30 protein-coding genes and 1 other RNA gene are annotated in these 25813 nt (G+C 33.4%); 13 read left to right on the forward strand and 18 right to left on the reverse strand.

Annotation, left to right across the window (positions count from 1 at the left end; genetic code table 11):
* Together EZM65_RS00005 and EZM65_RS00010 are read right to left on the reverse strand one after the other, a co-directional pair.
* On the reverse strand, nucleotides 1-654 hold a 654-nt coding region (locus EZM65_RS00005), incomplete at its 3' end, for a TIGR02757 family protein (RefSeq protein ID WP_136666470.1).
* Between the two features lies 1 nt (nucleotide 655).
* Nucleotides 656-1363 (reverse strand): ABC transporter ATP-binding protein, encoded by a 708-nt coding sequence (locus tag EZM65_RS00010; protein WP_136666471.1) that lies wholly within the window; start codon nucleotides 1361-1363, stop codon nucleotides 656-658.
* 68 nt (nucleotides 1364-1431) lie between these two features.
* Here EZM65_RS00010 and EZM65_RS00015 point away from each other — a divergent pair, with 68 nt between their 5' ends.
* From EZM65_RS00015 to EZM65_RS00025, 3 genes are all read left to right on the forward strand, one after another.
* Complete coding sequence (locus EZM65_RS00015) at nucleotides 1432-2157, forward strand: GNAT family N-acetyltransferase (protein WP_248299632.1); 726 nt, start codon at nucleotides 1432-1434, stop codon at nucleotides 2155-2157.
* A gap of 62 nt (nucleotides 2158-2219) precedes the next feature.
* Nucleotides 2220-2789, forward strand: coding sequence for a peptide-methionine (S)-S-oxide reductase MsrA (gene msrA / locus EZM65_RS00020; RefSeq protein WP_248574795.1), 570 nt, complete (start codon nucleotides 2220-2222; stop codon nucleotides 2787-2789).
* Nucleotides 2790-2844: 55 nt separating this feature from the next.
* Nucleotides 2845-3162 carry a hypothetical protein gene (locus EZM65_RS00025; protein WP_136666473.1) on the forward strand — a complete coding sequence of 106 codons (318 nt, stop codon included), beginning with the start codon at nucleotides 2845-2847 and terminating at the stop codon, nucleotides 3160-3162.
* A gap of 171 nt (nucleotides 3163-3333) precedes the next feature.
* Here the strand turns inward: EZM65_RS00025 and EZM65_RS00030 are convergent, their stop codons facing one another.
* Genes EZM65_RS00030 through EZM65_RS00040 form a run of 3 tightly spaced genes read right to left on the reverse strand, consistent with a single transcriptional unit; the run spans nucleotide 3334 to nucleotide 4750 of the window.
* Nucleotides 3334-3786, reverse strand: coding sequence for a sensor of ECF-type sigma factor (locus EZM65_RS00030; protein WP_136666474.1), 453 nt, complete (start codon nucleotides 3784-3786; stop codon nucleotides 3334-3336).
* A gap of 1 nt (nucleotide 3787) precedes the next feature.
* A complete protein-coding gene (locus tag EZM65_RS00035) occupies nucleotides 3788-4177 on the reverse strand; it encodes a hypothetical protein (RefSeq protein ID WP_136666475.1) in 390 nt (129 codons plus the stop codon).
* Nucleotides 4178-4207: 30 nt separating this feature from the next.
* The gene (locus tag EZM65_RS00040) at nucleotides 4208-4750 is read right to left on the reverse strand and encodes an RNA polymerase sigma factor (protein WP_136666476.1); all 543 of its coding nucleotides are present in this window, start codon (nucleotides 4748-4750) and stop codon (nucleotides 4208-4210) included.
* Between the two features lie 110 nt (nucleotides 4751-4860).
* Between EZM65_RS00040 and EZM65_RS00045 the strand changes: the two genes are divergently transcribed.
* On the forward strand, nucleotides 4861-5511 hold the full coding sequence (locus EZM65_RS00045) for an HAD family phosphatase (RefSeq protein WP_136666477.1): 651 nt from the start codon (nucleotides 4861-4863) through the stop codon (nucleotides 5509-5511).
* A 28-nt stretch (nucleotides 5512-5539) separates the two neighbouring features.
* Here EZM65_RS00045 and EZM65_RS00050 read toward each other — a convergent pair whose 3' ends face one another.
* Both EZM65_RS00050 and EZM65_RS00055 read right to left on the reverse strand, forming a co-directional pair.
* Nucleotides 5540-6826: a deoxyribodipyrimidine photo-lyase gene (locus tag EZM65_RS00050; RefSeq protein ID WP_136666478.1), complete on the reverse strand. Its 1287-nt coding sequence runs from the start codon at nucleotides 6824-6826 to the stop codon at nucleotides 5540-5542.
* Entirely contained in the window at nucleotides 6823-7284 is a 462-nt protein-coding gene (locus EZM65_RS00055) for an SRPBCC family protein (RefSeq protein WP_136666479.1), read from the reverse strand. The genes EZM65_RS00050 and EZM65_RS00055 overlap by 4 nt, the downstream gene beginning before the upstream one ends.
* Before the next feature lie 120 nt (nucleotides 7285-7404).
* Between EZM65_RS00055 and EZM65_RS00060 the strand changes: the two genes are divergently transcribed.
* Nucleotides 7405-8250, forward strand: a complete 846-nt coding sequence (locus EZM65_RS00060; RefSeq protein ID WP_136666480.1) for a DUF2911 domain-containing protein — start codon at nucleotides 7405-7407, stop codon at nucleotides 8248-8250.
* Between the two features lie 184 nt (nucleotides 8251-8434).
* Here EZM65_RS00060 and EZM65_RS15660 read toward each other — a convergent pair whose 3' ends face one another.
* The 3 genes from EZM65_RS15660 to EZM65_RS00075 form a co-directional block, all read right to left on the reverse strand.
* Nucleotides 8435-9139, reverse strand: coding sequence for a DNA polymerase III subunit gamma/tau (locus tag EZM65_RS15660; RefSeq protein WP_248574796.1), 705 nt, complete (start codon nucleotides 9137-9139; stop codon nucleotides 8435-8437).
* Nucleotides 9117-10193, reverse strand: a complete 1077-nt coding sequence (gene dnaX / locus EZM65_RS00070) for a DNA polymerase III subunit gamma/tau (RefSeq protein ID WP_136666481.1) — start codon at nucleotides 10191-10193, stop codon at nucleotides 9117-9119. Before dnaX ends, EZM65_RS15660 begins: the two co-directional genes overlap by 23 nt.
* Nucleotides 10194-10292: 99 nt before the next feature.
* The gene (locus EZM65_RS00075) at nucleotides 10293-10601 is read right to left on the reverse strand and encodes a hypothetical protein (RefSeq protein WP_136666482.1); all 309 of its coding nucleotides are present in this window, start codon (nucleotides 10599-10601) and stop codon (nucleotides 10293-10295) included.
* A gap of 105 nt (nucleotides 10602-10706) precedes the next feature.
* Between EZM65_RS00075 and rnpB the strand changes: the two genes are divergently transcribed.
* Nucleotides 10707-11027: RNase P RNA component class A (rnpB, locus tag EZM65_RS00080), an RNA gene on the forward strand.
* Nucleotides 11028-11058: 31 nt separating this feature from the next.
* Nucleotides 11059-11928: a cupin-like domain-containing protein gene (locus EZM65_RS00085; protein WP_136666483.1), complete on the forward strand. Its 870-nt coding sequence runs from the start codon at nucleotides 11059-11061 to the stop codon at nucleotides 11926-11928.
* Between the two features lie 162 nt (nucleotides 11929-12090).
* Here EZM65_RS00085 and EZM65_RS00090 read toward each other — a convergent pair whose 3' ends face one another.
* Genes EZM65_RS00090 through EZM65_RS00105 form a run of 4 tightly spaced genes read right to left on the reverse strand, consistent with a single transcriptional unit; the run spans nucleotide 12091 to nucleotide 14956 of the window.
* Nucleotides 12091-12945 carry an OmpA family protein gene (locus tag EZM65_RS00090; RefSeq protein ID WP_136666484.1) on the reverse strand — a complete coding sequence of 285 codons (855 nt, stop codon included), beginning with the start codon at nucleotides 12943-12945 and terminating at the stop codon, nucleotides 12091-12093.
* A 17-nt stretch (nucleotides 12946-12962) separates the two neighbouring features.
* A complete protein-coding gene (locus tag EZM65_RS00095) occupies nucleotides 12963-13952 on the reverse strand; it encodes a glycosyltransferase family 2 protein (protein WP_136666485.1) in 990 nt (329 codons plus the stop codon).
* Nucleotides 13952-14506 carry a hypothetical protein gene (locus EZM65_RS00100; protein WP_136666486.1) on the reverse strand — a complete coding sequence of 185 codons (555 nt, stop codon included), beginning with the start codon at nucleotides 14504-14506 and terminating at the stop codon, nucleotides 13952-13954. Before EZM65_RS00100 ends, EZM65_RS00095 begins: the two co-directional genes overlap by 1 nt.
* On the reverse strand, nucleotides 14507-14956 hold the full coding sequence (locus EZM65_RS00105; RefSeq protein ID WP_136666487.1) for a type I restriction enzyme HsdR N-terminal domain-containing protein: 450 nt from the start codon (nucleotides 14954-14956) through the stop codon (nucleotides 14507-14509).
* Between the two features lie 60 nt (nucleotides 14957-15016).
* Between EZM65_RS00105 and holA the strand changes: the two genes are divergently transcribed.
* The 3 genes from holA to EZM65_RS00120 all read left to right on the forward strand — a co-directional run bounded on the left by holA (nucleotide 15017) and on the right by EZM65_RS00120 (nucleotide 16718).
* Entirely contained in the window at nucleotides 15017-16021 is a 1005-nt protein-coding gene (holA, locus tag EZM65_RS00110) for a DNA polymerase III subunit delta (RefSeq protein WP_136666488.1), read from the forward strand.
* Between the two features lie 11 nt (nucleotides 16022-16032).
* Entirely contained in the window at nucleotides 16033-16452 is a 420-nt protein-coding gene (locus tag EZM65_RS00115) for a hypothetical protein (protein ID WP_136666489.1), read from the forward strand.
* Between the two features lie 89 nt (nucleotides 16453-16541).
* Entirely contained in the window at nucleotides 16542-16718 is a 177-nt protein-coding gene (locus tag EZM65_RS00120) for a CAL67264 family membrane protein (RefSeq protein WP_136667140.1), read from the forward strand.
* 7 nt (nucleotides 16719-16725) lie between these two features.
* Here the strand turns inward: EZM65_RS00120 and EZM65_RS00125 are convergent, their stop codons facing one another.
* Entirely contained in the window at nucleotides 16726-18219 is a 1494-nt protein-coding gene (locus EZM65_RS00125) for a carboxypeptidase-like regulatory domain-containing protein (protein ID WP_136666490.1), read from the reverse strand.
* A gap of 168 nt (nucleotides 18220-18387) precedes the next feature.
* Between EZM65_RS00125 and ettA the strand changes: the two genes are divergently transcribed.
* Both ettA and EZM65_RS00135 read left to right on the forward strand, forming a co-directional pair.
* Entirely contained in the window at nucleotides 18388-20076 is a 1689-nt protein-coding gene (gene ettA / locus EZM65_RS00130) for an energy-dependent translational throttle protein EttA (RefSeq protein WP_136666491.1), read from the forward strand.
* A 226-nt stretch (nucleotides 20077-20302) separates the two neighbouring features.
* Nucleotides 20303-21172 carry a T9SS-dependent choice-of-anchor J family protein gene (locus EZM65_RS00135; RefSeq protein ID WP_136666492.1) on the forward strand — a complete coding sequence of 290 codons (870 nt, stop codon included), beginning with the start codon at nucleotides 20303-20305 and terminating at the stop codon, nucleotides 21170-21172.
* A 3-nt stretch (nucleotides 21173-21175) separates the two neighbouring features.
* Here EZM65_RS00135 and EZM65_RS00140 read toward each other — a convergent pair whose 3' ends face one another.
* Both EZM65_RS00140 and EZM65_RS00145 read right to left on the reverse strand, forming a co-directional pair.
* Nucleotides 21176-21586: a thiol-disulfide oxidoreductase DCC family protein gene (locus EZM65_RS00140; protein ID WP_136666493.1), complete on the reverse strand. Its 411-nt coding sequence runs from the start codon at nucleotides 21584-21586 to the stop codon at nucleotides 21176-21178.
* 46 nt (nucleotides 21587-21632) lie between these two features.
* The gene (locus EZM65_RS00145; protein ID WP_136666494.1) at nucleotides 21633-23801 is read right to left on the reverse strand and encodes a DNA mismatch repair protein MutS; all 2169 of its coding nucleotides are present in this window, start codon (nucleotides 23799-23801) and stop codon (nucleotides 21633-21635) included.
* A gap of 81 nt (nucleotides 23802-23882) precedes the next feature.
* Here EZM65_RS00145 and EZM65_RS00150 point away from each other — a divergent pair, with 81 nt between their 5' ends.
* Nucleotides 23883-24551 carry a uracil-DNA glycosylase gene (locus tag EZM65_RS00150; protein ID WP_136666495.1) on the forward strand — a complete coding sequence of 223 codons (669 nt, stop codon included), beginning with the start codon at nucleotides 23883-23885 and terminating at the stop codon, nucleotides 24549-24551.
* A 302-nt stretch (nucleotides 24552-24853) separates the two neighbouring features.
* Here the strand turns inward: EZM65_RS00150 and EZM65_RS00155 are convergent, their stop codons facing one another.
* The gene (locus tag EZM65_RS00155) at nucleotides 24854-25801 is read right to left on the reverse strand and encodes a transglutaminase-like domain-containing protein (RefSeq protein WP_136666496.1); all 948 of its coding nucleotides are present in this window, start codon (nucleotides 25799-25801) and stop codon (nucleotides 24854-24856) included.
* Between the last annotated feature and the right edge of the window lie 12 nt (nucleotides 25802-25813).

Consider the following 25813-nt stretch of genomic DNA (forward strand, 5'->3'; position numbering starts at 1 on the left):
ATTTTGTTTGCGGGTAAGCAGCCCCAGCTTGCGTGCCACATTACCCGAATGAACATCTAAAGGACATGATAGGGCAGAAGTGGGGATGTTTTTCCATAACCCAAAATCAACATTCCTATTGTCATTTCGTACCATCCATCTTAAATACATGTTGATTCTTTTTGCTGCAGAACCAATAGTGGGATTGGGTAAATGTTTCTCCGTTCTTTGAAGGTGCGGTGTTTCAAAGAAAATGGTTTTGAAATTAGCAATGGCATTTTGGGTGGAATTATCAGTAACATGCTTGGTAAAAACAGCTTCCAATCCGTTATGATTCATGTAAATGTGCTGCAGTCCTTTTACAAAGCCTATAAAATCCTGACCATTGAAAGTACGGTGGACAAAGTTTTCAAGGTTTTCCAGATGATGTTCTTCATGCGACATGATAAAATCATAAGGCGTATTTCCCATGAGTTCCATCATTTTTTGGGCATTTTTGATAATCATCTTTCGGTTGCCCCAGGCAATGACAGAGGCTAAAAATCCTGCAATTTCAATGTCTTCCTTTAAAGTAAACTGATGCGGAATCTGTATAGGGTCACTTTCTATAAAATCGGGACGGTTGTACAAGTCGGTTTTTTCATCCAGAAAAGCCCGTAATTCATTAAAATCCATTTTAACCTAAATTCACAAGGATGTTGTTAATGTCTTTAATGTTACCGTCAACAATTGTAATTTTACGGTCGGCCATATTCGCCAGATCTTCATTATGTGTAACAATTACAAACGTTTGGTTGAGCTCATCACGAAGTTTAAAAAACAATTGGTGCAGATTCTCAGCTGTGGCAGTATCTAAATTCCCCGAAGGTTCGTCGGCAAAAATAACTTTAGGCTTGTTAATCATGGCTCTGGCAACGGCCACACGTTGTTGTTCACCACCGGAAAGTTCACTGGGTTTATGTTGCAAACGGTGTTCCAGTCCTAAATAACTTAAAAGACGTTTGGCTTCTGCTTCAACTTCAGCTTTTGGTCTTTTGGCAATAAAACCTGGGATACAAACATTTTCCAATGCAGTGAATTCAGGTAGTAACTGATGAAACTGAAAGATAAAGCCCAGGTTTAAGTTTCTGAATTTAGACAGCTCATTATCATTCATTTTCAAAATATCCTGACCATTGATTTCCAGAGAAGAACTCAAGGCAACACCTTTACGGTTCTTGAAACTTGGTTTGTCTAATGTTCCCAATATTTGAAGTAGTGTTGTTTTCCCGGCACCCGAAGCTCCAACTATAGAAACAATTTCTCCTTTTTGAATCTCAAGGTTGACACGTTTTAAAACTTTTAATTGGCCAAAATATTTATGAATGTTTACCGCTTTAATCATTTACCAAGTCTTTCCACAAATAAACAAAGAATTTCATTGAACATCAAATAAAGTTTTGTTAACCCAAAATGAAATTAGATTATCTTTTTTTAAATTTGAATATGGCAATAGTGGAAGTTTCAGAATTAGATAATCCTGTTTGGAGTTCATTAACACAAAAGCACAGAGAATTTGCAGTATCTTCTGATTCTGTTGCATTTTATCAACCAGAAATCTGTCCTTTTGGGGCCGTTAATTCAGATTTAGCGGATTCTGTAGCAATATCAGATTATGCGACCCGGTTGGAATCTTTTTTTATAGTCGGCAATCTGCCTCTTAAGCTGCCTGATGACATTGTTTTGGAAAATGAAGTAAAATGTTTTCAGATGATCTGCAATGAAAGAAACGCATTTGATCAAAAGGAGCAGATTATCCAATTAAAAGAAGAAAACTATCAGAAATTATATGATTTGGTCTGGTTATGCCTGCCGGGTTATTTTAATAAAAACACTCCTTTAATGGGAGATTACTATGGAATTTTTAAAGACAGTAAACTAGTAGCCGTAACCGGTGAACGAATGAAATTAAATAAATTTACAGAAATAAGTGCAGTGGTTACCCATCCTAATTACACAAGGAGGGGATATTCTGAACAATTAGTGACATATGTGACAAATAAAATATTTGATGAGAATAAAATTCCGTTTTTACATGTTTCTGTAACTAATCTGGGAGCAATAAAACTTTATGAAAAGCTTGGCTATTCTGTTAGAAGAGAGATGAGCTTCTGGAAATTTAAATCAACAGACAAATGAAATCTTTAACTTTAATACTATTATCTGTATTCACAATATTTTGTGAGTCTAAAACCAAATCTATGGAGAAAATTGAGCCTATGGCTATGCAGTCTCAAAACGGGAAAGAAACAGCTGTTTTTGCCGGCGGATGCTTCTGGTGTACCGAAGCTGTTTTTTTAGAACTTAAAGGAGTTGAAAGTGTTAAGCCCGGTTATATCGGAGGTAAAACAGAAAATCCTACGTATGAAGACGTTTGTTCAGGTTATACCGGGCATGCTGAAGCTATAAAAATAGTTTTTAATCCGGCACTGATTAGTTATGGGGAATTACTGGAAGTTTTTTTTGCGACACATGATCCAACGACTATCAATAGACAAGGAGCTGATGTAGGATCACAATACAGAAGCGAGATCTTTACTGCAAATGCTAAACAAAAAGAACTGGCAGCAGCGTATATTGATTTATTAAATGAAGAAAATACGTATGGTAAAAAAGTAGTGACTAAAGTAACTGATGCAACCACTTTTTATGTAGCCGAAGATTACCACCAGAATTATTACAACCAAAACAAAGAAAAATCATATTGCACGTATGTAATTACACCTAAAATTGAAAAAGTACGTAAGGTTTTTAAAGACAAACTGAAATAACAAATCTGGCATTGGATTTGATGAATTTAAACTGTTGAATCTTAAATTATAGAAAATGACAAGCGAAGTTCATATTGAAGCCGGCAAGACTTTTAAAAAACAGGCTACAACAGGTAAATTAATCGTTGGGCTATTGTTTGACGTTATAGGGATGATGTCTTACGGCATTCCTGTTATAGCAGAAATTACTGATATAGTTTGGGCACCTATTGCAGGTTTTGCCATGACTATGATGTATAAAGGCACTGTGGGTAAAGTAGCGGGGGTAATTGCAATAATAGAAGAGTTGGTACCGGGTCTTGATTTTATTCCATCGTTTACCCTGACATGGTTGTATGAATTGTACCAGGATAAGAAAAATAAAGCTATATAATACAACAGAAGCTGTCCGAATAGTAAATATCAACATCAGGTTTGTCACTCCGACGCAAGGAGGAGTCTTATAATCAATATTAAATGATTTCTTCCTTTGGCCGAATGAAATAATGCGGCCTAACGAAGTTAAAAGACAAGCCTGCAGACTTTTCGGACAGTTATTTTGTGTTTATTTTCCAAAACGTCTCTCCCTGCGGTTTTTAATCTGATTTAAAAGTTTTTGCTTGAATTCCACTTCAATTTGGCGCAGCATAAGTATTTTTTGATTAGGAATAATACCCTGCAGGTTTTTAACCAGTTGTTTTCTGTTATTTTGAAGTTCGGTTTCAATTCTTTCGTCGTCAGCCATTAACTGCGCCGATTCTTTCTCTGATAAATTACCTGTATTTGCAGGCTTTAACTTATGCAGCAACTGTCTTTTTTGACGTTGCAGCTCAAATTGTCTGTCATCAAACTGATTGAAAACTGGCCAGAATTTTTGAGCCTCTTCAGGGGTCAGGTTCAATCTGTCTGAAATATAAGCAACACGCAAAGCCTTCACACGTTCGATTCTGTCGTCCATATCCTGACTGAAAAGCAAAGAGGTAAAAAGAAGTAAAAATATAGTATATATGTATTTCATATTAATTCAAGTAATCGTTAATGTAATTTTCTGTTTGGGTATCTATTTCAGTAATTTCGCTTTCTAAATGAGTTAAATCTTCATTGGTCAGAAGCATCGCAATTTCTTCAGTGGTGACATCTGCTTCATAGGTTAGATAATCCTGAGTCATTTCAATATTTTCTGTTGTTTTTTGCTCAAAATAAAGCCATGTTCCAATAGAAATCACTACAGCCGCCGCAATTCCTGAAATCCATTTAGATTTGCGTTGCCACAACGAAATTACTTTTACTGGCTTTTCTTCTTCTGAAATGCGTTGCATTAATCGGTCTTCAAAAGAATCGAAGTAGTTGTCAGGAATTTTAAAGCCTGATTCTATTTTTTCATCATTTTCTAAATCTATCTTTTTCATATAAGTTGGACAAAATTAATGGGAAAAGGTTTAATTGGAATTTAAAAATTCTTCAATTTTTTTTACGGCATGAAAATAAGATGCTTTTAAGCCGCCTACCGAAGTTTCTAATATTTCACTCATTTCTTCATATTTCATTTCTTCAAAGTATTTCATTTTAAATACCAGCTGCTGTTTTTCTGGGAGAGCGGCAACCGCTTTTTGTAATTTAAGCTGCATTTCGTCACCATCATAATCAATATCAGCCTCAAGATTTTTAATCATTTTATCCTGAAGTTCTTCATTTGAAATACCGCTTTTTCTGGCTCTGGTATTAATAAAAGTTATGGCTTCATTAGTGGCTATCCGGTACATCCAGGAGTACAATTTGCTTTCTCCTTTAAAGTTTTTCAAATGCTGAAAAATTTTAATAAAGGTATTTTGCAGCACATCATCTGTATCATCATGATTTAAAACAATAGTACGGATATGCATATACAAAGGGCGCTGGTATTCACGTACCAGTTTTTTAAACGCTTCATTTTGCGTTTCAGGGTTTAGTAATTCGGTTATAAATATTTTTTCGTCCTGCAATTGAGGTAATTTAAACAGTAAGACTAAAGATATTTAAAAAGGTTTAATTAGGATGAAAAAACTTTGTTCCTGCAATTTCGGACTGTATCTTTGCACAATATAAAAAAACCATGATAAAGACTGTAATTTTTGACATGGACGGCGTAATTGTAGATACCGAACCCGTTCACAAATATGCCTATTACCAGCATTTTATTGAATTGGGAATTGAAGTTTCTGAGGAAATGTATGCTTCTTTTACCGGAAATTCTACCCGGAATGTTTTTCAAAAACTGAAAGCACATTTTAATTTGGAACACGAAGTTGAGGATTTGATTCTGCGTAAACGTCATTTGTTCAATGAGGCATTTGATACCAAACCCGATTTGGAATTAATTGAAGGTGTTTTAGATTTAATCAAGAGACTGCATGTACACGGAATACAGCTTATTTTGGCTTCTTCGGCTTCAAACAGTACTATTAACAGAGTTTTTAACCGTTTTGATCTGAATCAGTATTTTACCCATAAAGTGAGCGGGGAGGATTTCCCGAAATCAAAACCTGATCCGGCTATATTTTTACATGCCGCATCACTTTCTGTGGCTCCTAAAGAGAATTGCATTGTGATAGAAGACAGCACTAACGGAGTAAAAGCGGCAAATGCGGCAGGTATTTTTTGTATAGGTTATGATAGTTTGAATTCAAAACATCAGGATTTGTCACTTGCAGAAAGGGTAATTAAGCATTTTGATGAAATTGATATAAAAAGTTTGAGTCTGTAGTATAATCCCCTCTCAGCGGAGGGGAATACTAACCCACAGCTTCTTTATACACTTTTAAACATTTTTCTCTTGCTTCTTTATGGTCAACCATAGGAAGAGGATATTTTTTAGTTTCAAGTTCAGGAATCCATTTTTTGATATACTTTAAATCTTTGTCAAACTTTTTTATCTGCTCTGTTGGATTAAAAATTCTGAAATACGGTGCCGCATCAACACCACTGCCTGCGGACCATTGCCAGTTGCCTACATTGCTCGATTGTTCGTAATCCAGAAGTTTGTTTGCAAAATAGGCTTCACCCCAGCGCCAGTCAATTAATAAATGCTTGCATAAAAAACTGGCTACAATCATTCGAACACGGTTGTGCATGTGTCCAGTTGCATTTAATTCGCGCATTCCGGCATCTACAAATGGGTAGCCCGTTTTGCCTTCACACCATTTTTGGAATTTGGCTTCATCATTCTCCCATTGGATGTAATCGTATTTTTCTTTAAAACTTTTCGTAACCGTATGTGGAAAATGCCAAAGAATCTGCATGAAAAATTCCCGCCATATCAATTCGTTTAAAAAAGTCTGATTCTGAAATTGCAGTGCATAAGTCACCATTTGCCTGATTGAAACACTTCCAAAACGAAGATGCGGTGCCAAACGGGAAGTGCCTTCAATTGCAGGGAAATTCCGCGTGTCCTGATAATTGTTTATCAACGATTCCTCAATATTGCACTTGGGAACTTTTATTTCAGATTTGGTAAATCCAATATCTTCCAGTGAAAGAAACGGATAATCATGATTAATTATTTTTTCAAGATATTCTTCGGAAGAAAAAGTTTTAATAACTGATTTACTGAGCTTTTCTTTCCATTTTTTAGAGTAGGGAGTATAAACGACATAAGGACTTCCATCATCTTTTACCACTTCATTTTTTTCAAAAATGACCTGATCTTTACAGGTTTTGAAGGAAATTCCGTTTGCTTTGAAAAACTCATTCATTTCTTTATCACGTTTGCGTGCATAAGGCTCGTAATCATGATTGGTATACACTGCGCTTATTTTATTTTCGGAAATGAGTTTCCCGAATACTTCTTTTGGATTGCCTTGAAATACAGCTAGAGATTTTCCGTTGTTGTGTAATTTCTCTTGAATTTTGTGTAATAATTCGTGAATAAAAGTGACCCGTGCATCATTTTTTTCTAACTGGGACAAAATTGTTTTATCAAAAATAAATAACGGCAGCACTTTATCATTTTCAAACAATGAATGAAAAAGTCCCGTATTGTCTTCTAATCTTAAATCACGTCTAAACCAGAAAATTGTCATAATGCTCCAAATATTTCGGTTAATTTTTGCTTTCTAAAGGAAAATATTTCTTCTAATTTTGGTCTGACCAATAAAGGATGAATAAGCTGACCAATTATTCCAAACGGGAGTTTGTAATGTACAATATCTTCCATAAAAACACCTCCTTCAACAGCAGTAAAAAAGTGCTTATGATGCCAGAAGGAGTAAGGGCCAAAACGCTGTTCGTCTACAAAAAAATGTTGATTGGCAACATGTGTAATTTCAGTCACCCATTGCATTTTTATAAAAGGAAAAGGTGAAATTGTGTAATGAATAATTTGTCCGGCAAACATTCTCCTGTCATCACCGGAAAGTGTCTTGAATTTCATTGAATCAGGTGTGATAGTCTTTAAATTTTCAGGATTGCTGAAAAAATCCCAGGCTTCATCCAATGAAATAGGTAATAATTGTTTTGTATATAAGGTATATAATTTCATTTGAAATAAATTGTTTAACAAAATAAAAAATAAATTAAACAAATTATTTTTTATTTTATACTTTTCTTAACAATTAAAAAAAATACAGAAACTTATCTTTGAATAACTAAAAAAAATAAAATGGTACGATTTATAATTGCAATAGCAGTATTTATTGCTTCATTATCTGTAGAAGCACAGATTAAAGTTCCTCAGGCCAGTCCTAAGGCAGTTGTAACGCAAACTGTAGGTTTGACTGAAGTAGAAATTGAGTATTCAAGACCCAGTGCTAAAGGCCGTGTGATTTTTGGCGATTTAGTTCCTTTTGGAAAAGTATGGAGAACCGGAGCAAATGCTAATACTACTATCTCTTTTTCTGAAGATGTAGTGATTAACGGGGCATCATTAAAAAAAGGAAAGTATGCGCTTTACATCACACCTAAAGCAGATGAATGGGAAGTTTTTTTCTATGCTGATACTAATAACTGGGGTAATCCTGAGAAATGGGATGACAGTAAAGTGGCTTTAAAAGCTTCTGCCAAGACAGAGTTGTTAAATAGAACAGTAGAAACTTTTACCATAGGAATTGCCAATACTGATTTGAATTCAGCCAATTTGGAATTTAGCTGGGAGAAGACTTTGGTAGCTTTAAAGTTTGAAGTACCAACACAAAAAACAGCTTTGGCAAGTATAGATAAAGTACTTTCAGGACCTACAGCAGCTGATTACTATGCTGCGGCTCAGTATTATTTCAGTTCAAACGGTGATTTGAATAAAGCATTTGCTTATGTTACCAAAGCTTATGATATGCATGAGAAAAAACCTTACTGGTATTCCCGTTTAAAGTCACAAATTCAAGCTAAATTAGGAGATAAAAAAGGTGCGCTTGAAACTGCTAAGGTTTCATTGGAAGGAGCTAAAGCAGCGAACAATCCTGATTATGTTAAGATGAATGAGGAAAGTATTAAAGAATGGAGTAAAAAATAAATTATTAGAACTATAAAGCCGTCAAACCGACTTTGTAATGAGAAATATATTTTACTGCAAGAGACCGTTTTATTAAACGGTCTCTTGTTATTTTATATATTGCTGTAAGATTGCCGGATTTTTTAAAACTTAATATTGCGGTAATTCACATCCTTTAAATAGTGGGAAAGATATTTTTTAGCTGTTAAACATCCAAATCAAATAATTTTCTTAAAGTTTCAAGAGCAGGATTAAGTTCTTTCATCCGCTCGAATTTTTCCTCGGCAGTAAAAGCTTTTTTGATTTCAATTGCTTCATTGACTTTGATTTCGATATTTATGTTGTGGTTGTGAAGTTTACCGCGTAAATACCCTAATAAATCATGTTTGCCGCTTTCAAAATCTATCTTGGAGCTCTCATTGGGTAATTCGTGAATGATAGTTGTTCCTTCCAGGAAAGGATCGTTAATCAACATTAAAGCTTCTAAAATTTTATAGCCTTTATCACCTAGACGACTGGCGTATTTAACCCACTGTTCCAGCATTTCTGTTTCAGTGAATGTCTCAGTAGGTAAATCATCATGATGTTTTTGCTCAGGTTTTAACTGAGCCTCCATTTCTTTTTTTGCTCTTATACTTGAAAGTGACAAAGCAGATACTTTTGGCTGATTTGAAACTACAGGAGCATTTGAATTATTATTGGAAACTTCCGTCGAATTGTCAACTTGAAGGGAAGGTTGATTTAAAACAGGGTTTTCTGTTTTCAATTCTTCAGCTTTGGTTGTTATTTGTTCAGAAACTTTTGAATTCGAAATTGAGGGTGTTGTTTTAACTTCAGTAATAGAAAAATCCGATTTTCTATAATAAGTTGGTGGAATTATAAAGGACTTAGCTTTTTTTTTTTTCTCCATCAAAAGTGATAGAGGCCAGCTGCATAAGGCATAATTCAACAAGTAAACGTTGGTTTTGCGAAGCTTTATATTTTAAATCGCAATCATTTGCCAATTCGATTCCCTGTAATAAAAATTCTTGTGAAGCTTTTTGTGCCTGCTCACCAAAAAGTTTTTGGGCATGCTCACCGGCTTCCAGTAAAATAAGTGTTGCAGGATTTCTGCAAACCAACAAATCTCTGAAATGGGAAGCAAGACCTGCAATAAAATGGTGTCCGTCAAAACCTTTAGCCAAAATATCATTATACGCTAAAAGTAATTCGGGTATTTTATTTTCTAGGATTAAATCAGTTACTTTTACATAATATTCAAAATCAAGAACATTAAGATTTTCAGTAACAGCCGTACGGGTCAGGTTAGTACCGCAGTACGAAACTACTCTGTCAAAAATTGAAAGTGCATCACGCATAGCTCCGTCAGCTTTTTGGGCTATAATGTGCAGTGCGTCATCTTCAAAAGTAATATTTTGGCTTTTAGCTACTTCAGCCAAATGTTCTTTTGCATCTTTAACTGTAATTCTTTTGAAATCAAATATCTGACAACGGGATAAAATAGTTGGAATAATTTTATGTTTTTCAGTAGTTGCCAAAATAAAAATAGCATGGCGCGGCGGTTCTTCCAATGTTTTAAGAAATGCATTGAAAGCTGCTGTTGACAGCATATGTACCTCGTCAATAATATATACTTTGTATTTTCCTGTTTGGGGAGGAATCCTAACCTGGTCAATCAAATTACGTATGTCATCAACCGAGTTGTTTGATGCTGCATCCAATTCAAATACATTGAAAGCAAAATCTTCGTTAGGATCATCATAGCCCTCCTGGTTTATTTTTCGGGCTAAAATACGTGCACAAGTTGTTTTTCCAACACCTCTTGGTCCTGTAAACAATAACGCCTGAGCAAGGTGATTGCTTTCTATGGCATTTAATAAAGTATTAGTAATAGCCTGTTGTCCAACTACATCTTTAAATGTTTGCGGACGGTACTTTCGGGCAGATACTATAAATTGTTCCATAGAAAATTATGAGTCGCAAATATAGGGTTTGCAGCGACAAATTACAACATGCAAATGATAATTTGTACTGTCATTTTTTGAAAACTGCGTGAAATAGTATTAAAGTCCTTTCCGGCCCTTAATGGTGAGTCCAATTAAAAAGCGAGTTGACTCACATTCAGAATTTGCAGAAAATCCTGATACAAATATGCCTTTTTTATCATGATTTGATTTTGAACGTATTCCGTAGACTGTTGATTCATCATCAGCACTTGAATCGCCTTCATATCTGAAAATATGTACGATTTCAAAATCATGGGGGTTTTTTAAAAACTCATCATGATGAATGTTGTAATCATATATAAATCCCATTTCCTGCAGCTCTTTAAGAGCGTTTGATGTGTCTGCGTAATTGTAGGTATGTATCATAGTATTGTTAATGAGGAGATTATAAAGTTAATAAAAAATATAATAATTATTGTTAAAAACTGATAAAACTAATTTCGTATTAGATAATTATAATTGTAATTTTGCATCGCAGACCGCCTTATCGCTTCTTACTAATAAGAGGAGGAAAGTCCGGACACCACAGAGCAGGCATAGCGGGTAACGCCCGTCATTTCGTCTTTCGGGACGAGAGAGGACAAGTGCAACAGAAAGGATGTACAGGTAATGCTGTAGTGAAACCAGGTAAACTCTATGCGGTGAAATGCCATGTATATCAGTAATTAAGGGCTGCTCGTCCGTTGCTGAGGGGTAGGCAGATAGATTTAGCTGGTAACAGCTAAGCAAGATAAATGATAAGGATTTCAATTTATTGAAATACAGAATCCGGCTTACAGGTCTGCATTTTTTTATTATATTCGAATTTAAATATTCTGTATCTATGAAATTAAATTTGACTGAAATAGAAAGAGTAAAAACAATCTCTAAAGAAGACTTTTATAATAATTACGTCAAAAAACAAAAACCACTTGTTATTGAGCAACTTACTGCTGACTGGCCTGCTTATGCAAAATGGAAGTTAGAATACATAAAAGAAATTGCGGGTAATGAAATAGTTCCTTTGTATGATGACCGACCGGTATCACACAAAGACGGGTTTAATGAGGCCCATGCTAAAATGAAAATGAGTGATTATGTTGATTTGCTGTTGACGAAACCAACAAACTACAGAATTTTTGCGTATAATTTCATGAGTAAAATTCCAAGTTTGCAAAATGATTTTCTCTGGCCAAGCATTGGTCTGCATTTAATAAAACAATTGCCTATGTTGTTTTTTGGAGGTGAAAATTCAAAAGTATTCATGCATTATGATATTGATTATCCTAATATTCTGCATTTTCATTTTCATGGAAAAAAACAATGTATCTTGTTTGCGCCATCAGAAACTCCCTACTTGTATAAAGTACCTCACTCTTTAATTGCCAGAGAAGATATCGATTTTGACAATCCTGATTTTGAAAAATGGCCGGCATTACAGCATGCAAAGGGTTTAATATGCAACTTAAATCACGGAGAAATGCTTTATATGCCTGAAGGTTACTGGCATTACATGAAATATCTTACGCCTGGTTTTTCAATGAGTTTAAGGACTTTTCCTAGAAAAATAGCGAGTTTGATCAAAGCACTTTATAATATTGGGGTAATGCGTCATTATGATGTATTAATGCGTAAATGGAAAGGGCAGGATTGGATAGATTATAAAAATAAAAGAGCTGTTACAGACACGCATAAAGCTTTGGGTATAAAATAAATGAAATTGTTTTAACGAAGTTTTTCAGTCTTTAAATTATCTCTTTCTGATATTAATTTTCCTAAGAATCTTAAGCTGTATTAAAAAAAGCAGTCACAAATTTAATTTGAGACTGCTTTTTTGATGATGTCAAAAATGGAAATTTTAAAAACCCAAATCAGACTATTTACTCATAGTTTTCATTTCCTTTTCGATCATATCGTAGAACTGATCAATTTTAGGCATAATGATAATACGTGTTCTTCTGTTTTTTGCTCTGTTTTCCGGAGTGTCGTTTTCTGCTAATGGAATGTAAGAACTTCTTCCGGCAGGAATTAACTGTTTTGGATTAACCCCTAAATCATTTTGTAATACACGGACAATTGAAGTCGATCTTTTTACAGATAAATCCCAGTTGTCAAGTAACACAGCGTTTTTAATCGGCACATTGTCTGTATGACCTTCAACCATACATTCAAAATCAGGTTTGCTGTTAATTACTTTGGCAACTTTGCCTAAAACACCTTTAGCTCTGTCGCTTACATCATAACTTCCTGATTTGAAAAGTAAGTTGTCAGCTATTGAAATCATTACAACTCCCTTTTCTACATTAATGTTAATGTCCGGATCATCAATTCCAACTTCTCTTTTTAAGCTGGTAACTAAAGCAAGTGTAACCGAATCTTTTTTAGTTAAGGCATCCTGCAACCTTGATATTTTAAGGTCTTTTTCTCTTAAGCTTTCTAACGATTTTTCAAGATTCTGAGCGCCTTTTGTAGTCAGGACAGTCATTTCTTTTGAAGAATTTATCAAATCTGAATTGTTCTTTTTTAAATTCTCATTTTCATTTTGCAAAGCTGCTAAAGAAGCATTTAAGCCTGATTTTTCTTCTAAACATGAATTTAATTTAACTGTAGCTGTATTTAATAAATCCTGTGTTTCTTTGTTTTTAGCCTCTAATTCGGCAAATTTTTTCTTTGACACACAAGAGGTTGCAGTAAGTGCAAGGGCTGATAATACTAAAATTGATTTTCTCATATTTTGATTTTGATTTTCTATAAGTCCGCAAATAGCTTGCCATTCTTAACAAAATAACGGTAAACAACCGACTTTATTTTGTAATAATTTTCCTGTTGGGTTAATCCTCTTTTACTTAGATAGTTATTTAGATAAATGTAAAAATAAAAATGCGATTTTAAGACCGCCCAAAAATGTTTTGGTTTTCCTTCGGTTAAAAATTTCAAACCTGCAGCTCCATCCAGCATTAAACGGAATAATAAAACCGGGAATAATTTACGTGCCGGAAGATTTTTGAGCATCATCCATAATGAATTTCTGAAGTTTAAAAAGGTTTTCATCGGGCTTCCTGTCTGCAAAGTAGCACCGCCTACGTGATAAACTGTTGATTTTCCGCAATATTTGGCCAGATATCCTTTATTATGTGCACGCCAGCACAAATCGATTTCTTCCTGATGTGCAAAAAAATCGGAATCAAATCCTTTTAATTCTCTAAAAACATCTTTTCGGATAAACAGACAGGCACCGGTAGCCCAGAAAATATCTATAATATCGTTATATTGACCTTTGTCTTCTTCCAAAGTTTCAAATATGCGTCCACGGCAAAAAGGGAATCCGTATTTATCAATAAAACCACCTGCCGCACCGGCATACTCAAACATTTTTTTGTCTTTATAGTCTAAAATTTTTGGTTGAGCAATAGCAACTTTTTCATCGCTGAAAAGTTCAATGATGGGTTGAAGCCAATTTTCTGTTACTTCGATGTCTGAATTTACCAAAGCATAAATTTCTTCTTCAACAAATTGTAAAGCTTCATTATATCCTTTGGCATAGCCAAAATTTCCTGAGTTTTGAATTATCTTAATTGACGGATATTGGTTTTTTACAAATTGAACCGAATCATCTGTCGAGGCATTGTCAGCCACATAAATAACAGCTTCCTGAGAATATTGGACTACAGAAGGTAAAAACTGTTCCAATAATTTTTTTCCGTTCCAGTTAAGTATGACTACAGCTATTTTTTTCATTAATTGCTTTTGTGAAGAATTTTTTTGTATCCTAATTTTAGAAGCACAAAAATAAGTACAAGAAAATAAAGAGTAGTTAATATGCTCTTAATAATTGTAAAATTACTGGCAAAAATGACTAAATTTTGAGAAACTTCTGGAAAAGAGCGCAGCATTGCAATTATACTGAAGTTCTCCAGATAATCAAAACCACCTGAAATTAAAGGTAAAATTGTCAGATAAATTAATTTAGTATTCAGTAGATTTAATTTATTTAAAAAAAATGCCAAAATCAAACAAAAACTAATTCCGAATAAGCCCGGGTAAATTAAGTCTAATGGGATTTGACGATACAAATAGATGTTTCTGCCTTCTGCACCAAGATTGTTTAAAAGTTCAATTGCCTCCTGATAAGTATAACCAAATTGCCTGATATCGAAAATTTTAAGATTATCTGCAAACCCGGCAACTTTTGGAATTGTGACCAATATCATTGTAAAATAAACAACCTGTGTAATTGCAAAAAACCAAAAGACTTTTTTCCCCTGTAGGTTTTCTTTAATTATCGTAAACATTTATAAAGTTTTAAAATTAGGCAGATCTGTTAGAAAAGTATATTTTTCATTTTCAAAATCCATTTGACAAAAATAATGATTCAGACCATTTGTCACCATTAAATTTTCTGCTTTCAAAACCAAATTATAACGTGCTATCTGATCAAAAGTCTGCTGTGTAATCTGAACTTCGGGAGCTTTACATTCAATTAATAAAAATATAGAGCCATCTGGTTGAAAAACAGCTATATCGTAGCGTTTAGTTAAATCGTTTATTTTGATTAATTTTTCAACATTTACGTAGGATTTCGGGTATTTTTTTTCTTCCAGTAAAAACCGGACTACATTTTGACGTACCCATTCCTCTGGAGTGAGAATCACAAATTTTTTCCTGATTTCATCAAAAATAGCGACTTTATTTTCACTATTTTTGAACCGAAACGAATATGTTGGAAAGTTTAATTTTTGCATAGAACAAAAATAGTTATTTGTTAATAACTGCCAACGGTTACTGAATACTGAAAACTGGAAATGGACGAAGTTTTAAAAATCATTAAAGACATACAAGCCGGCAATATAAAACCTATTTATTTTTTAATGGGTGAGGAGCCATATTATATAGATAAGCTTTCGGAATATATAGAAGAAAATATATTACAGGAACACGAACGCGATTTTAATCAAACCATTTTATACGGGCGTGATGTTACTGTTGAAGATGTTGTAGGAAATGCCAAGCGTTATCCAATGATGGCAGACCGGCAGGTTGTTATTGTTAAAGAAGCGCAGGAATTATCAAGAACTATTGATAAGTTAGAATCGTATGCCGAAAATCCGCAGGATACAACTGTTTTAGTAGTATGTTATAAATATAAAACACTCGATAAGCGTAAAAAGGTAACCAAAGTTTTAGAAAAGAACGGACTCGTTTTTGAAAGTAAGAAACTCTATGAAAATCAAGTCGGGACATGGTTGACCAGAGTTTTACAAGGAAAAAAACTTCAGATAGAACCTAAAGCCGTACAGATGTTTGTTGACTTTTTAGGAACAGATTTAAGCAGAATTGCGAACGAAATTGACAAGCTGGCTATTATATTAAAACCGGGAGAAGTTATCACACCTGCAATTATTGAGGAAAATATAGGATTTAGCAAGGATTTCAATCCTTTTGAATTGCGTAAAGCCATTGGTGAACGAAATCAATTGCAGGCATATAAAATAGCAGATCATTTTGCGCAAAATCCTAAAGACAATCCTATTGTTTTAACTATTGGATTGGTTTTTAGTTTCTTCTCACAATTGCTGCAGTATCATGGACTTAAGGATAAAAATCCTAAAAATGTGGCTTCTGCATTAAAAGTAAATCCGTATTTTGTTAAGGATTATGAATTGGCAGCAAGAAACTATCCAATGAAAAAAGTAAGCGGGATTGTAGCAACTTTAAAAGATATTGATTTGAAAAGCAAAGGTGTAGGAGCTTCAAATCTGCCACAATCAGATTTGTTAAAAGAAATGCTTGTAAAATTTTTTAATTAAATAATTTATATATGAATCCAATCATCAAAAATATTTTGGCGGTAATCGCCGGTCTTTTTATAGGAAGTATAGTTAATATGGGGATAATTTTAATGGGTGGTTTTGTTATAAGTTTACCCGAAGGAATTGACCCGTCCAATATGGAGAGTCTAAAAGCAGGAATGCATTTATTTGAACCAAAACATTTTGTTTTTCCTTTTCTGGCACACGCTTTCGGGACATTGACAGGTAGTTTTACAGCATCAAGGTTTGGAGCTTCCTATAAATTTGGATTAGCTATGTTTGTAGGTTGTTTTTTTCTGCTGGGAGGTATATCAAATGTATTTGCTTTGCCTGCGCCTATGTGGTTCAGCGCTTTGGATTTGAGTCTGGGGTATATTCCTATGGCTTATTTAGGATGGAAACTGGGAGTAAAGAAAAAATTAGAATAAGAATAAGTTTCTAATTAAATTTTAAAATGCCGATATTTGCATTCCAAATTTTATAAACCAAACAAAACGTAAAGATTATGAGTGTAGGAATGAATAAAAATACTGTATTAGGCTGGGCAACATTAATAATGGTTGTAATGGGGTTTCTTTTAATTGGTTTAGGAGTATATCGTTATGCAGATGTAGCCGGCTGGGGGTTTGGAGCCGTTGGTATAGGATTTTTAGCTAATGCCTGGGTATTCAATGCTTTAAAAGGAAGGGTTTAATTTCCTTTTAAAGCGCTTTATATTGCTTCATTACTTCTAATGGTTCTATTGAAATGTGATTATCCCATATTTTAGAATTGTATTGCTTTAAGTTAATATAATTGAATTCTTTTTCTTTGAGACCATCAAAAGTATTTTGAGCAATTTCATCTTTTGATATTGATAATAATTCTGTTTTAGTAATTAAATCTCCTTCAATTTTCAAATCAAAATCCAAAACGTCTTTTTCACCTTCTTTTAATTCAACAAACTTTACAGGTCTGTTTAAATAAAAATATTGTCCGTTTTCTTCTAAGGCATATTGAAGTTCGTATGCTTTTTTATCAGTTGTTTTTTTGAATATTAAAGTACCATTGCTAATGTTTTCTTTGACTTTAATACCAAATAACATTTTTAAATTTAAACCGTCTACAATTTTTCCTTCTGCTAAATAGTAATTGCATTTTACAACAGCATAATCCGAACCAGACACGTATAATTTTCCTGTATATTTAGCTTTGCTTTTTTTAGGAGAAAAACTTAAAATATAAACTAAATCATCAGTCTCATCATCATATAATTTACCATTATAGCTATACTCATATAGTTCAGGGTTATAGATAAAATCAAATTTTGATTTATCTGAAAACTTTTGTTCAAAAAGAAAAGTATTTACTTTCAATTTTGTATTTGCCAAATTCGAAATTTTGTCTTCCTCTTTTTTTGAATCACTTTTAAAACTGATAGTGTCTCTTGATCCAAACCAACCACTTTTTATTCTATAAAACTTAGTAGAATCCAAATGTTTTAATAATATTGAAAGCCCCTTTTTTTGAAAATCTTCCATTGAAGTTGAAGATCCATCTCCTTTAATACTGGTTGCTTTTATGACATTAATCTTTGAATCAATTTTAGGCTTATTTGACTGATAGTAATCTAAAAGTAAATCTTCATATTTTTTTGATGGATTTGATTTTAGATTATTGCAAAACGAATTAACTTCTCTATCCACTTCTTTCAATTTTTTTTTTGAAAAGCCAGTCGATTTATTGATATCAACATTTATTTGTGAAGGATTAAAATGGATTCCCTCTCTTAAAAAAAATGATCTTTTGATAGTGTTATCATTAGTTGCATAATTGTCGTTTAAACGCTTTTTTACCTCTGACATTATTGTGCCGGGGTTTGGCTTAGCATTATTTACTGCAACTTCATTAAGCTGATAAACAACTTCAGTTAGTTTTACAGTTAAATTTTGCTGTTTTAAATCTTTAACGGATATTTTTTGAGTTTGATAACCTAAATAGCTTACTGTTATACTATTATAATCAGCTTTTTGCTCTGCTGATAAATTAAAAACACCTTCATCGTTTGAAATTAAATCAATGTTATTACTCAATTTAATATTTACATGAGGTAATGGCAAATCATTTTTTGAATCAATTATTTTAATTGAAATGCTTTGTGCAGAAACAACTAAAACAAAAAAGAATAGGAACAATATAAACTTGATTTTCGCCATTTTTAGTTTTTTTCAAATGTATGGTAAAACTTACAGAAATTAATTTATTAAATTGAATTTTTCCAAAATGAATGTATAGAAATAAAAGCTCTATACATCATTAAAACTCATTTAATCTTTATATTTGCATAAATTTTTTCACAAATAAAGAATAATAATTTTTGAAATATGTCAGACGATAAGAAAGTAATATTTTCCATGTCGAGGGTAAGTAAAACGTACTCTTCAACAAACAAACAGGTTTTAAAAGATATTTATCTGAGTTTTTTCTATGGTGCCAAAATTGGTATCCTTGGTTTAAATGGTTCAGGTAAATCATCTTTATTGAAAATTATTGCCGGAGTTGATAAAAACTACCAGGGAGATGTTGTTTTTGCTCCAGGATACACTGTAGGCTATTTAGAGCAGGAACCCCAACTTGACGAAAACAAAACAGTTATTGAAATTGTTCGTGAAGGAGCTGCGGAAGCGGTTAGATTGTTAGAAGAATTTAACACCATAAATGATCAATTTGGGTTACCGGAAGTTTATGAAGATGCAGATAAAATGCAGAAACTTATGGACCGTCAGGCAGAATTGCAGGATAAAATTGATGCTTGCGGTGCCTGGGAATTAGATACAAAACTGGAAATTGCTATGGATGCGCTTCGTTGTCCGGATGCTGATACACCTATTAAAGTTTTGTCAGGAGGAGAGCGCCGTCGTGTGGCTTTATGCCGTTTATTATTACAGGAACCGGATGTATTATTATTGGATGAGCCTACCAACCACTTGGATGCTGAGTCGGTTCATTGGTTGGAACAACATTTACAACAATACAAAGGAACCATTATTGCAGTAACACACGACCGTTATTTCTTAGATAATGTTGCCGGATGGATTTTAGAATTGGATAGAGGAGAGGGTATTCCTTGGAAAGGAAACTATTCTTCATGGCTGGATCAAAAATCAAGTCGTATGGCATTAGAAGAAAAAGTAGCTTCCAAGCGCCGTAAAACTTTAGAGCGAGAGTTGGATTGGGTACGTCAGGGAGCTAAAGGCCGTCAGACTAAACAAAAAGCCCGTTTACAAAACTACGATCGTTTATTAAATGAAGATCAAAAAGAACTTGACGAAAAATTGGAATTATATATCCCTAACGGTCCGCGTTTGGGAACTAATGTAATTGATGCCAAAAGTGTAGCGAAAGCTTACGGAGATAAAATTCTTTATGATGATTTGAATTTTACATTGCCTCAGGCTGGTATTGTTGGGATTATTGGTCCAAACGGAGCTGGTAAAACTACCATTTTTAAAATGATTATGGATGAGTTGCAACCTGACAGTGGTGAGTTTACTACCGGAGAAACTGTTAAAATAGCATACGTAGATCAGTCTCATGCCAATATTGATCCTGAAAAATCTATTTGGGAAAACTTCTGTGATGGTCAGGAATTAATTATGATGGGTGGCCGTCAGGTAAATTCAAGAGCCTATTTATCCCGTTTCAATTTTGGTGGAAGTGATCAAAATAAAAAAGTAAACACTCTTTCAGGAGGGGAACGTAACCGTTTACACTTAGCAATGACTTTACGTGAGGAAGGTAACGTATTGTTACTGGATGAGCCTACGAATGATTTAGATATTAATACACTTCGTGCTTTAGAAGAAGGTTTAGAGAATTTTGCAGGTTGTGCGGTGGTAATCTCTCACGACCGTTGGTTCCTGGATAGAATTTGTACTCATATCTTAGCTTTTGAAGGAGATTCACAAGTTTACTTCTTTGAAGGTGGATTCTCTGATTATGAAGAAAACCGTAAGAAACGTTTAGGTGATGTAGCGCCAACAAAACTTAAGTATAAAAAATTAGTTAGATAATTTTAAAAGGCTGTCTCAAAAGTGAGACAGCCTTTTTTTATTGAATTATAGCTTTATAATTTGAGTATAAGCTTTTATAGATTGAAAAAAAAGAGTCGTTACTTTAAAATGAATCTGAAAAGCAGGAGAGACTTTCTTTTAAAGAAGTCTCTTTTTTTGTTTTTAGATCTCTGATTTATAGCTTTTTATATGTAAATTTATAGGTGAATTTTTAAAGCTCTTTGTCATGAGAAATAGATTACTTTTTTTGTTGCTTGCTCCAAATTTATTTTCTCAGAATATTATCACTCAAAATTTTGACAATGTCAGTTCATTATCCAGCTGGACTTTTATTAATTCCAGTAATCCGCCCGGAAGCAGTCTCTGGCATCAAGGTGATGACACTGCTTATTTAAGTGCCCATGAAGGAAATCCGAATGCTTATATTGCCTGTGATTTTTATTCAACCGGCACAAACGGTACTATAAGTAATTGGCTCATAACTCCGTCATTGCAATTAAATAACGGAGATATAGTGAAATTTTATACTTTTAAAGGAGATAATCCTGAAAGTCAAGGTGTATATCCTGACCGGCTCCAGTTACGGTTAAATAAAAATAATGGGGCAAACCCTTCAACTGATCCTGAGGATGTTGGAGGTTTTACCGATTTATTGCTTGACATTAATCCAAATTTAACCACCACAGATTATCCTTTGAACTGGACTGAATATTCTGTCAGTATATCCGGACTGGCAGGACCTGTAAATTGTAAAATTGGTTTTAGATATTATGTGACAGATGGAGGGTTGTATGGAGCTAATTCTGAATATATTGGTTTAGACACATTCTCAGTAGACAGAACATTGTCATCGTCTGCATTCTTAGCCGCTAAATTGAAAATTTATCCAAATCCGGTTGAAGATTTACTTTATATAGTAAACTCTGAAGGCCTAGAAATCAATACTATTTCGATAATTGACCTAAACGGAAAAGTTATTGCTGTTTACAATTCAATTGATGCAGGTATTGATGTCTCTGATTTACAATCCGGGATTTATTATCTGAAAATCGTTACTTCAAAAGGTGTTATTGGTAAAAAAATAGTCAAGAAATAACTATTATAAAAACTTAGCTTTAATTTCCGGAGTGGGCATCATGCAGCTTTCTTTTTTACCATACCATTTGTAACGATTTTTAGCTATATAATCATAAATTGGATCACGCAACCATGAAGGAAAAATTTTAAAAATGGTTAACCAGTTTAAGTAAGGCAATTCTTTTGCAATCTCTATGGCTGCATTAGATTTGATGTAATATGCTTTATTAGGAACATAAAGCACAATACTGTCAATATTTCTATTTTGAATTCCGATGTGTTTTTGAATTTCCTGACCCAAATCACTTTGTAATGACACAAACCTGAAAACATCCTTTGTGTCTTTTTTAATAATGTATTGCACAGCGTTATCGCATAAATTGCAGACACCGTCAAATAGAATGATTTGTTTGTCTTTGGGAAGTTTTTCCATTTTATAAAATTTATAAAAACTGAATACTGAAAACTGTTACTGAATACTATTTTGGTTGAATATATTCTAATTGATCTAAACTCACTTTTGATGTAAAAATGCCATAATTTACAATCGCATTATTTTTTTCAATTTTGTCAATTGTACCTATTGATTTCCCATCTATCATACGAACTCGGTCACCTACTTTAAGTATTACTTTAGGTTTGTTTTGTTCTTCAATTTTGGCTTTTTCTTTCTTTTCTTTTTTCTCTTTGCGAATTTCTTCTACTTTTTCTTTTACTTCTTCAATGACTTGCTTTTCTACTTTTTCTTTTACTTTTTTCTCTTTGGCTGTAATCTTTTTCCGTTTGGAATTTTCTATTTCAACCATTTTTAAAAACTCTCCAATCAAGTCTTTTTTGTTCTTATCATTAAAATATTTCTCTGAAATATCATCAATTTTTTGACCCATGTAAATCAAACGCTGATTAGCATCGTATAATTCCTGATAACGTTCTAATTTATCCTGAATTTTAGTGTTGATGGTTTCCATTTTTTTACTTTCTTCACGCGCTTTGCTTTCTTCTTCTTTCAGGTTTTGTGAAGTTTTTTCCAACTTGGAACGTTCTTTCTGCAAGGAAGCAATAGTTTTATCAAAACGGATTTTACCGACTTCTATTTTCTTTTTGGCACGGTTTATTAATCCGTAAGGAATTCCGTTTTTTTGCGCGACTTCAAATGTGAAGGAGCTACCTGCCTGGCCTAATACCAATTTGTACATTGGTTCCAATGATTTTTCATCAAAAAACATGTTGGCATTTGTGGCAAATGGCAATTCATTTGCCAATATTTTCAAGTTGGCGTAATGTGTTGTAATAATGCCAAAAGCCTCTCGATGATAAAACTCTTCCAGAAATACTTCGGCTAATGCTCCACCAAGTTCCGGGTCAGAACCTGTACCAAACTCATCTATAAGAAATAAGGTTTTAGAATTACATTTTTTTAAAAAGTAATTCATGTTTTTCAATCGGTAGCTATAGGTACTTAAATGATTTTCAATAGATTGATTATCTCCAATATCTGTTAAAATTCTATCAAATAAACAAGTTTCGCTTCGTTCGTGAACAGGGATAAGCATTCCCGATTGCAGCATTAATTGAAGTAAACCAACAGTCTTCATTGAAATGGTTTTACCTCCGGCATTAGGTCCGGAAATTACCACGATTCTATTTTCTGAATTAAATTCAAAAGTTTGCGGATACGTAGTTTCCCCTTTTTCTTTATTAGTCAGATAAAGAATAGGATGGTAGGCATCACGCAAAAATATTCTTCGCTCCTGAGTTATTCTTGGCAATAAACCATTTATTTTTCTGGCATATTTGGCTTTGGCCGAAACAACATCGATATCGCTTAAAAATTCCTGATATTGAATAAGCAATGGTAAATAAGGACGAATGGTATTTGTTAATTGCTTTAGAATTTTAATAATCTCTTCGCGTTCTTCATATTCTAAATTGGCCAATTCACGTGAATAACGCAAAGTAGCTTCAGGTTCAATATAAGCGATACTTCCAGTTTTTGAACTACCTAAAATTGTTCCTTTCACTTTACGGCGATACATTGCAAGAACCGCTAGAACACGTCTGTTCTCAACAACAGTCTCGCGAATTTCGTCCAAATAACCTAACGAATTGTACTGACTCAAAGCCATTCCAAAACTTTGATTGACTTTACCGCGGATTACATTCATACTACGGCGGATTTCCAATAAATCAGGCGTGGCATCGTCTTTTATTTCTCCGTATTTATCAAAAACTGCTTCGATAGCTTTAGTAACGGCTTTTGTAATTTCAATTTCACTGGCTTTTTGTGCCAGAGCAGGATAATAGTCTTCAAACTTTTTTAAGAACAACAATAACGTATTCGTGTTTTCGGCTATGGAATGAATTTTTTTAAAACTTATGGCTTCCAAAAAACTGTCTTCGATTGCCAAAAATTTAAGTTCATTATTTATGGTTTCAAAACTATGACTTGGCAGTGCATTATTATTATCAAAAGATGATCTGTACTCTGAAGTCTGCAATAAAGATTGCATTAATTCCTCTTCTGTCCTTATTGGTTGAATAGCAAATACTTTTTCAATTCCAATATCAGTAATACAATAGTTAGAAATGGTTTCTAAAATTGTTTGAAATTGTAAGTCTTGTAAAGTTTTATTATTTATTGAAATCATTTTATTACTTGGAAAAGGTCAAAGTTACAAAGTTTCAAAGAAGCAAAGAATCAAAGTAATTATATTTGTCAAAAATATAGCATGGAAATTACTATTCATAAATCCTGGAAAAATTTATTTGAAGCGGAAAGCAATAAAGACTATTTTAAAAATTTGATTGTTCAAGTTGATGAAGAGTACCAAAATTTCACCTGTTTCCCTCCCAAAGATTTGATTTTTAATGCTTTTAACCAATTCCCTGTAAGCGATTTAAAAGTGGTTATCATTGGTCAGGATCCTTATCATGGTGAAGGGGAGGCAAATGGTTTGTGTTTCTCAGTAAATGATGGTGTTGCTATTCCACCTTCGTTAAAGAATATTTTTTCTGAAATTAATAATGAGTATGACCGATTGTTTTTTCCTGCAACAGGTAATTTAGAGCATTGGGCAAAACAGGGTATTCTATTGTTGAATGCTTCTTTAACAGTCCGAAAAGATCTAGCCAACAGTCATAAGCATTTGAAATGGAATGTATTTACAGATGCGGTGATTCAATATATTTCTGATAACAACGAAAATGTTGTTTTTTTGCTATGGGGCAGTTTTGCACAAAAAAAAGGGAGCAAAATTGACAGAGAAAAACATTTTGTTCTGGAAACCGGTCATCCATCACCTTTGAGTGCAAACAGAGGACTTTGGTTTGGGAATAATCATTTTTTGAAAACGAATGAGTATTTAATTTCTAAAAACAAAGACAAAATTGAATGGTAATTTATGTTTTAAACTAAATCTATAATACAACTGTAAATGATATGAATGAAAATTTTAAACAAAATGGTTCTGATGAAAACAACAATGAGTTGTCGCAAAATTATCAAATATTAATCTTTATTTATTGTATAATATGTTTTATCACCAGCTTTTTTGAACTTCCTCCAACTTCATATTTAATTCGTTTTTATTCTTTTATTTTTAATACGGATGAATATTCGCCAATGTTGACGGCTTCATTAATGATTTTATTAGTTTTAATACCAATTTTATATTTGAGAAAAAGAAATAAATTTTGAATTTTAATCACTTAATGTTAATTGTCCTAAAATTGATTCACTCATGAATTTTCCACCGGGATAATTAGCGGTGTAATCCAGATTCAGCCAGATATGGCCACGCTCGTCTATATGATAATGGATTTGTTTGTTTTTGCTTTCTTCCACAAATAATACTTTGCGGATTAAAAAAGTAACATTTTCCAAATCACGTTTTGTACCAATATACATTTCGGGATAAATGTGTGCATCAGTGTGTATTAAACGGGGAATGCCTCCTACCGATTTTACTCCGGCGGCCATTAAAACAGCATGATCATCACAATCACCTGAAAAATGCTGCAGGGATTCTGAAGCGCTTGCTATGTAGTTGTTTCCAATGGGATCACTGACATAATTCCAACGGCTTTTGATTTCTTTAAAAACGGCAAATGCCTGAATAATTGATCTGTATTCCTGATAACCTTTAATTTTTTTAGCTTCTTTAAAATGTTCAGTAGTAGCATACAGAGCAAAATTTCTGACTTTCGGGTTAGAAAAATCGATAGCCTTTAAAACTTTGAACTTATTAGGGAAAGGAAGTAACTTGTCAATAATAATATCCTGCGGATAAGGATTATCGCCCATGGTGTACATCATCGAGCGGTAATCATCATACATTCTGTAAAATCCATAACTACCCAAAATTGTCCCGTAACTTAAAATCACTAAGTAGAAGAATACGCCAATAAGGATGTATTTTTTAATTTTTACAAAAACAAAATGAAATCCTGAAAGTATCGCAATGAAAATGAATATTCTGTCGATTGGGATGCGCCATTCGGTATCTAATAAATTGTGATGTGCAATAATAAAAGTTGGAATGGTGAGTAAAATGCTCAAAATAAAAATGACTACTGTATCCCAAGGCTTCGGTAATGAAAGCTTGTTTTTATATTTGGCATATAAATCTTGGAAAACGTTTGTAGTCATTGCATCAAAACG

This window comes from Flavobacterium sp. H122 (genome assembly GCF_004959765.1).
Lineage (GTDB): Bacteria > Bacteroidota > Bacteroidia > Flavobacteriales > Flavobacteriaceae > Flavobacterium.